Source organism: Brevundimonas sp. (assembly GCF_036677305.1).
Classification (GTDB): domain Bacteria; phylum Pseudomonadota; class Alphaproteobacteria; order Caulobacterales; family Caulobacteraceae; genus Brevundimonas.
Genome location: NZ_JAKFEB010000125.1, coordinates 1 through 6,849, shown reverse-complemented (window position 1 = coordinate 6,849; position 6,849 = coordinate 1). Strand labels below are relative to the sequence as shown.

Sequence of the window (6,849 nt, the reverse complement as noted above, 5' to 3'; positions counted from 1 at the left end):
AGGGGGATGACCCCGGTCAGCAGGCGGTCGACCGGCAGCCGTCCCTGCCGGAACAGGGCGACGTAGCGGGGAATGTCGCGGCTCGGCACGCAGGTCCCGATATAGCTGCCCTTCAGCGTGCGTTCCTCGGCGACGAGGGAGACCACATTGACGGCCAGCGCCGCCTCGGGCGGCGGCAGGCCGGCGGTGACGGTGGTCCCGCCGCGCCGGGTCATGCGCCATGCGGCGTCGAGGGCCCTGACCGAGCCGGCCATCTCGAACACGAAATCGGCCCCGCCGCCGGTCAGGGCCCGGACCTGTTCGACGGAGTCGGCGTCGGCGGCGTTGACCGTCCGCACCGGGCCGAGGGTGCGGGCCAGCGCCAGCTTGTCCTCGGACAGATCGACCGCGATCACCGGCGAGGCGCCGGCGGCGAGGGCGCCCAGCACCGACGACAGGCCGACTCCGCCCAGTCCGACCACGACCACGCTCTGGCCGGCCCGGACGCCGGCGGTGTTCACCACCGCGCCGACGCCGGTCAGGACGGCGCAGCCGAACAGGGCGGCGTGTTCGAACGGCAGGTCGGCGTCCACCTTGACCAGCGAGCGGCGCGAGACGACGGCGTGACTGGCGAAGGCCGAGCAGCCGAGGTGGTGGTTCAGGTCGCCGGCGGCGTCATGGAGGCGGCGGCCGCCGGTCAGAAGTTCGCCCTTGCCGTTGGCGGCGGCTCCGGGCTCGCACAGGGCGGGGCGGCCCCCGGCGCACGGGCTGCAGTGGCCGCAGGACGGCATGAAGATCATGACGACATGGTCGCCGACGGCCAGATCCGCGACGCCGTCGCCCAGCGCCTCGACCACGCCGGCGGCCTCGTGGCCCAGGGCCATGGGCAGGGGGCGGGGCCGGTCGCCGTTGATGACGCTGAGGTCGGAGTGGCACAGGCCGGCGGCCTTGATGGCGACCCGCACCTCTCCGGGTCCGGGCGCGTCGAGGGTCACGGTCTCGATCGAGAGGGGACGGCTGTCCGCATAGGGACGGGCGGCGCCCATGGTGCGGAGTACGGCGGCTGTGGTCTGCATGCGGGCAGGCTAGGCGCTTGACGCCGCGTCCGCCAAGTCCGGCGCCTCAGAAGCCTTCGTTGAGGGGCTTGTTGAAGCTGAAGCCGAAGATGGTCATGCCCTCGCGGAAATAGAAGCGGTGGGCGCGGGCGCGCCAGGTCCCGGATTCCAGGTCGAGGCGGTGCGCGCCCCGGCGTCGCCCCTCGGCCTCGCACCAGTCCAGAAGCAGGCGGCCGTGTCCCGAACTGCGTTCCGTTTCGTCGACCACGAGGTCGTCGACGTAGAGACGCCGGCCGAAGGTCGAGATCAGCAGCCTGTAGACCGCTATGCCCACGACGCGGTCGCCGACGGCCGCCACGGCCATCTCGCCGCCGTTGGCGAGGACGGCGTCCATATAGTCCCGATAGGCCCCGGGAATGTGGGGCCGGAAGTCGCGGTGCAGGGCCTCCGCGCGATCGAGCCACAGGGGCCGGTCGGCGGATCCCGCCGCCAGTTCGATCACTTCGGCCCTGCTCATGGCGGTCTCCCGGTTCGAGGTCGTCGCGCACCCTAGGCGGGACGAACCGCCTGATGGAATGGCCGCGACGGAGAATCTGCCGGGAACCCGGGCGTGCGCGCCACGAGACGGCTTGACGGTGGGGCGGGGAGGCTAAAGGCTCGATCTGACGAACGACGCCGAACGGCGCGGGTTGGAAACACAGGGAGTGCGTGCGTGACCGGTACGATCGAACGGACGAAGCGGGGCGACTATCGCCGGTTCCAGGCCATCTCCACGCGGTGGATGGACAATGACGTCTACGGCCACGTGAACAACGTCGTCTATTATTCGTGGTTCGACACGGCGGTGAACCGGCTGCTGGTCGTCAACGGCGTGCTGGACATCCACAAGGGTCCGGTGATCGGACTGGTCGCCGAAACGGGGTGCCGCTACTTCGCGCCGACCGCCTTCCCGGACGAGATCCAGGCCGGGGTTCGGGTGGCGCATGTGGGCGCCAGCTCCGTCCGCTACGAGATCGGCCTGTTCCGCAACAACGAGGACGACGCGGCGGCGGTCGGTCATTTCGTCCACGTCTATGTCGACCGCGAAACCAAGCGGCCCGTGCCGGTCGACGACAAGATGCGGGGGTTCCTCGAGAGTCTGAAGACCTAGTCGTCCAGCCGTCCCATCAGCGCCAGCGCGCCCACGGCCGTCAGAACGCCCAGGGTGAAGGCGCCGACGATCGATCCCACGGCGACGGGGGTCGAGACGGTGAGGGGTCGGGTCTCGTACCATTCGACGATGTCGGCCTCGTCGAGATCGCCGTCGTGGTACAGGTCAGCGTCGTAGATGACGTCTTCGGCGGTCATGGATACGGCTCCGTTGGGACGCAGGAAGAATGTCCGGAGGCGCGGGCGGTTCCTGTGTCGTGACAGCGCACGCGGCTTCGGCTAGATGCGCTGGCTCCATCCTCGCCGTCCGCGCTCATGCAGTGAGCCGCCGCGCGGCGAACGATAGCGCCCACTTCAAGAGAGCTTCATGGCCGGCCATTCCAAGTTCAAGAACATCATGCACCGCAAGGGGCGCGCCGATGCGCAGCGCTCCAAGCTGTTCTCCAAACTGTCGCGCGACATCACCGTGGCCGCCAAGCTGGGCATGCCCGATCCGGCCATGAACCCGCGCCTGCGTCTGGCGGTCAACAACGCCAAGGCCGAAAGCCTGCCGCGTGATGTGATCCAGCGCGCCATCAACAAGGCCGCGGGCGGCGACGTCGATACGATGGAAGAGGTCCGCTACGAGGGCCGCGGCCCCGGCGGCGTGGGCATCATCGTCGAGGCCCTGACCGACAACCGCAACCGCGCGGCCTCCAACATCGGCGCGGCGTTCAAGAAGAACGGCGGGCAGTTGAGCGAGATGAACTCGGTCGCCTTCATGTGGAACCGCGTGGGCCGGATCATCTACCCGGCCGAGGCGGGCACCGAGGACGCGGTCATGGAGGCCGCCATCGAGGCCGGCGCCCAGGACGTCGAGAGCGATCTGGTCAAGCCGGACATCTACGAGGACGCGCCGGGCCACACCATCTGGACGACCTTTGAGGACCTGAACGAGGTGGCCGAGGCCCTGTCGAAAATCCTCGGCGACGCGAAATCCACGGCCCTGGTCTGGCGTCCGCAGAACGAGGTGACGGTCACCGGCGAGGCGGTCGGCACGCTGATGAAGCTGCTGGACGCGCTGGACGCCGAGGACGACGTGCAGAACGTCTATTCGAACGAGGACATCCCGGACGAGGACCTGGCGAAATACGCGGGCTGAGTCCCGGTGGCCGCCGATGACGAGCTTCGGAGGGTCGGATGGCTGGTCGTCTGGACGCTGTTGGGCGTCGGAGCGGCCGTGCTGATCCTTGTGGTCATCCTGTCGATGAGAGTGGAACGCACGAAATACATTGAGGAGAAGCGCGAGAGGTCCGCTTCGGCGGTCCCCGCCGATCTTGACGTCTGAAGCGCCGAAACCCTTCAGGCGAAGCTGCGAAGCTCGTCCGTGACCCAGCCGTCAGGATGACGGATCGGCCGGCCGGGCCGGCGCAGGCGCATGATGACGTGCATGGCGTCCGTGAGGTCGAGCAGCTGATCGTCGGACAGTTCGACCGCAGCGCGCAGCACCTCGGCCTTCAGGGCGGCGAAGCTTTCGTCGTCGAGACGACGGTCGGTCGGGCCGTGCATCGCCCACTCCTGTTGCGTGGCCTTCTTTCGGAACGGCACGCGCCGTAACGTCGGGTTGCGGACACAGGTTCCCGAAACCGGCGTTGCGACGCGCGGGCGCAGGCGCGGAACGGTGCGACATGCCGACCGTTGCCGCAGCATGGACATGACTGACCTGCCCGGTTTCGCCCTGCCCCTGCTGGCCGCCGTTCTGGCGGGCGGGCTGATCGGCTTCGAGCGCGAATGGCGGGGCAGGGCGGCCGGGTTCCGCACCCACATTCTGGTCTGCCTGGCCTCGGCCCTGCTGATGGAGGCGGCGGTCTCGCAGGGCGCCTGGCGCTTCCTGCCGATGGCGGGAACCGAGATCGTCAGCGATCCGACCCGGATGGCCCACGGCGTGCTGACCGGCATCGGCTTCCTGTGCGCCGGGGTGATCTTCCGGTCGGGCTTCTCGATCCACGGGCTGACGACGGCGGCGTCGCTCTGGATCACCGCCTCGCTCGGACTGCTGTTCGGGGCGGGCCTGTTCGCGCTGGGCGTGACCGGGACCGTCCTGACCCTCGCGATCCTGGTGGCCCTGAGGCTGGTCAGCCTGAAGCTGCCGCAGAAGTCGGTGGTCGACGCCGAAGTGGTCTGGGCGCGCGGCGATCTGGAGGCCGAGGCGCGGATCGAGGCGGCGCTGGAGACCGTCGACCGCGCCCGGCGCGCGGACCGATTCGAACTGATCGACGGCGGCGAGCGCCTGCGCCGCAGCTTCCGCCTCAAGCTGGAGAACGAGGCGGCGTTGAAGGATCTGGCCCAACGCCTGCGCACTATTGAGGGCGTGACGGCCTACAAGCTGGATCCCCGCGACGACTGACGGTCCGCTTGATCGCGAACGACTCCCGGTACTAGGCTGGAGATTCGTCAGTTTGCGGAGCGATTTACACAGATGTACCAGGATCTGGTCTGGCCCGTCGCGGCGGCCATGACAGCCGGGGGGCTGATCGGAATAGAACGTACCTACCACGGGCATCCGGCGGGGTTCCGGACCCATATTCTGGTGTGTCTGACCTCCTGCCTGCTGATGCTGGCGGCCATGCACCAGGCGACATGGGCCTTCACCGCCCTGCCCGGACAGACGGTGGTGATCGATCCGACGCGGATGTCGCACGGCCTGCTGACCGGTATCGGCTTCCTCTGCGCGGGCGTCATCTTCCGCGAGGGGTTTTCGGTTCATGGCCTGACCACCGCGGCGTCGCTGTGGGTCACCTCGGCGATCGGGGTGCTGTTCGGCGTCGGCATGCTGGACCTGGCCCTGATCGGGTCGGGCGCGACCCTGGCCGTTCTGGCGGTGCTGCGCCTGCTGGACGCCAAGCTGCCGCACATCGGGGTGATGGACGTGACCCTGCGCTGGAAGCGCGGCGCGGCGCCGGCCGAGAAGGCCCTGCGCCATCTGCTCAACGGTTCCGGCATGAAGGCGGTCCGCGTCGGCCACGTCATCTGCCAGTCGGGGGCCCAGCACGAGCACCACATCAAGGTGAAGGGCCAGATGCCGATGGACATCGACGGACTGGTCACCCGGCTGTCGGCCGAGAAGGGTCTGGCCGAGTTCTCGGTCATGCCGCGCGACGAATAGGCCGGTCATTGTTCGTCAACCTCGTTTGAGGCATGAATGGAACGAATGACGAACACCCTGATTCCTGGCGGGTCGACCCGCATCCTGGGACTGGACCCCGGCCTTCGCCGCACCGGATGGGGCGTCGTGGTGGCCGAGGGGTCGCGTCTGCGCTGGGTCGCGCACGGGGTGATCGCTCCGCCCGAGGCCGCGCCGTTCAGCGAGCGGCTGCTGTTTCTGCTGGAAGCGGTGGGCGAGGTCTGCGCCGCCCACAGCTGCGACGAGGCGGCGATCGAGGAGGTGTTCGTCAACATGAACCCGTCGTCGACGCTGAAGCTGGGCCACGCCCGGGCGGCGGTCATGCTGGCGCCGGCGCGCTGCGGCCTGCCGGTGGCGGAGTATTCGCCGAACCTGATCAAGAAGGCCGTCGTCGGCGCCGGCCACGCCGACAAGAGCCAGATCGCCTTCATGGTGAAGCGGCTGCTGCCCTCGGCCGGCGACGTGAAGGCCGATGCGGCGGACGCCCTGGCCGTCGCCATCACCCACGCCCAGCTGCGCAAGCGGGCCCTGTTGACCACCTTGAGGGGCGCCGCGTGATCGGGCGTCTGAGAGGCCTGCTGGCCGAGGTCGAGCAGGACCACTGCCTGATCGACTGCGCCGGCGTGGGCTATGTCGTGGCCTGCGGGGCGCGGACCCTGCAGCGGCTCCCGGCGCCGGGCGACGAGGCGACCCTGCATATCGAATCCAGCTGGTCGGCCGAAAACGGGCCGCGGCTGTACGGCTTCCTGACCCGCGACGAGCGCAGGGCCTTCACCACCCTGACCGGCATCCAGGGCGTGGGGCCCAAGGCGGCCCTGTCGGTGCTGGACGTCCTGCCGCCGGGCGAGCTGGCGGCGGCGGTGGCGCGCGACGACAAGGCGGCCGTGGCGCGGGCCAACGGCGTCGGGCCCAAGCTGGCGCTGCGCATCGTCACCGAACTGAAGGGCAAGCCGCTGGGCGATGTGTCGTTCACGCCGAGCGCGACGGGCATGCACGCCGAGGCCGCCGCCCCGGTTCCCAGCGTTACGGGCGAGGCCGTCTCGGCCCTGCTGGGTCTGGGCGTGGCCGAGATCAACGCCCGCCGCGCCGTGGATCAGGCGCTGATCCGCCTCGGCGAGGACGCCGAACTGTCGGCCGTCATCCGCGCGGCCCTGCAGGAGCTGGGGCGGTGATCCTCCTTTCCTCCCCCGTCATCCTCGGGCTTGACCCGAGGATCAGACCGTCCGGTGCTCGGGGGCTGATGCGTGGTTACGCTCGCCGGGCCGCCCCGGACGCACAGCCCGGCCTTGCCTCTGATCCTCGGGTCAAGCCCGAGGATGACGACAGAGGGGGGAACGTGGCCAGATGACCGACGACCGCATCGTCTCCGGCGCGCCCGTCCCCGGCGAGGTCCACGATCGCGCCCTGCGGCCGCAGACCCTGTCCGAGTTCGTCGGTCAGGAGCAGGCCAAGGGCAATCTGAAGGTCTTCATCGACGCCGCGCGCGGCCGGGGCGAGGCGCTG

Annotated in this window: 11 protein-coding genes and 1 pseudogene; 8 read left to right on the top strand and 4 right to left on the bottom strand. The window is 69.6% G+C overall.

Going from position 1 to position 6,849, the window contains the following annotated elements; all coding sequences use genetic code 11:
• Both V6M42_RS07420 and V6M42_RS07415 read right to left on the bottom strand, forming a co-directional pair.
• The coding region (locus tag V6M42_RS07420; protein ID WP_332678033.1) for a zinc-dependent alcohol dehydrogenase family protein at window positions 1-1,055 on the bottom strand (1,055 nt) is incomplete at its 3' end.
• 46 nt (window positions 1,056-1,101) lie between these two features.
• Entirely contained in the window at window positions 1,102-1,551 is a 450-nt protein-coding gene (locus tag V6M42_RS07415; protein WP_332678032.1) for a GNAT family N-acetyltransferase, read from the bottom strand.
• A gap of 195 nt (window positions 1,552-1,746) precedes the next feature.
• Here V6M42_RS07415 and V6M42_RS07410 point away from each other — a divergent pair, with 195 nt between their 5' ends.
• Window positions 1,747-2,184, top strand: a complete 438-nt coding sequence (locus V6M42_RS07410; RefSeq protein WP_332661302.1) for an acyl-CoA thioesterase — start codon at window positions 1,747-1,749, stop codon at window positions 2,182-2,184.
• Here the strand turns inward: V6M42_RS07410 and V6M42_RS07405 are convergent.
• Window positions 2,181-2,381: a hypothetical protein gene (locus V6M42_RS07405; RefSeq protein WP_332661300.1), complete on the bottom strand. Its 201-nt coding sequence runs from the start codon at window positions 2,379-2,381 to the stop codon at window positions 2,181-2,183. The genes V6M42_RS07410 and V6M42_RS07405 overlap by 4 nt on opposite strands.
• Window positions 2,382-2,550: 169 nt before the next feature.
• Here V6M42_RS07405 and V6M42_RS07400 point away from each other — a divergent pair, with 169 nt between their 5' ends.
• Together V6M42_RS07400 and V6M42_RS07395 are read left to right on the top strand one after the other, a co-directional pair.
• Window positions 2,551-3,324, top strand: coding sequence for a YebC/PmpR family DNA-binding transcriptional regulator (locus V6M42_RS07400; RefSeq protein ID WP_332661298.1), 774 nt, complete (start codon window positions 2,551-2,553; stop codon window positions 3,322-3,324).
• A 6-nt stretch (window positions 3,325-3,330) separates the two neighbouring features.
• Window positions 3,331-3,510 carry a hypothetical protein gene (locus V6M42_RS07395; RefSeq protein WP_332678031.1) on the top strand — a complete coding sequence of 60 codons (180 nt, stop codon included), beginning with the start codon at window positions 3,331-3,333 and terminating at the stop codon, window positions 3,508-3,510.
• Between the two features lie 14 nt (window positions 3,511-3,524).
• Here the strand turns inward: V6M42_RS07395 and V6M42_RS07390 are convergent, their stop codons facing one another.
• The gene (locus tag V6M42_RS07390) at window positions 3,525-3,731 is read right to left on the bottom strand and encodes a hypothetical protein (protein ID WP_332661294.1); all 207 of its coding nucleotides are present in this window, start codon (window positions 3,729-3,731) and stop codon (window positions 3,525-3,527) included.
• Window positions 3,732-3,876: 145 nt separating this feature from the next.
• On the opposite strand from V6M42_RS07390, the gene V6M42_RS07385 reads away from it, so the two are divergent.
• The 5 genes and pseudogenes from V6M42_RS07385 to V6M42_RS07365 form a co-directional block, all read left to right on the top strand.
• The gene (locus V6M42_RS07385; protein WP_332661292.1) at window positions 3,877-4,569 is read left to right on the top strand and encodes an MgtC/SapB family protein; all 693 of its coding nucleotides are present in this window, start codon (window positions 3,877-3,879) and stop codon (window positions 4,567-4,569) included.
• A gap of 72 nt (window positions 4,570-4,641) precedes the next feature.
• A complete protein-coding gene (locus V6M42_RS07380) occupies window positions 4,642-5,328 on the top strand; it encodes an MgtC/SapB family protein (RefSeq protein WP_332661290.1) in 687 nt (228 codons plus the stop codon).
• Window positions 5,329-5,373: 45 nt separating this feature from the next.
• Window positions 5,374-5,904 (top strand): crossover junction endodeoxyribonuclease RuvC, encoded by a 531-nt coding sequence (gene ruvC / locus V6M42_RS07375; protein ID WP_332661288.1) that lies wholly within the window; start codon window positions 5,374-5,376, stop codon window positions 5,902-5,904.
• Window positions 5,901-6,518, top strand: coding sequence for a Holliday junction branch migration protein RuvA (ruvA, locus tag V6M42_RS07370; RefSeq protein WP_332661286.1), 618 nt, complete (start codon window positions 5,901-5,903; stop codon window positions 6,516-6,518). Before ruvC ends, ruvA begins: the two co-directional genes overlap by 4 nt.
• Window positions 6,519-6,690: 172 nt before the next feature.
• Window positions 6,691-6,849, top strand: a pseudogene (locus tag V6M42_RS07365) (Holliday junction branch migration DNA helicase RuvB); the annotation flags it as partial.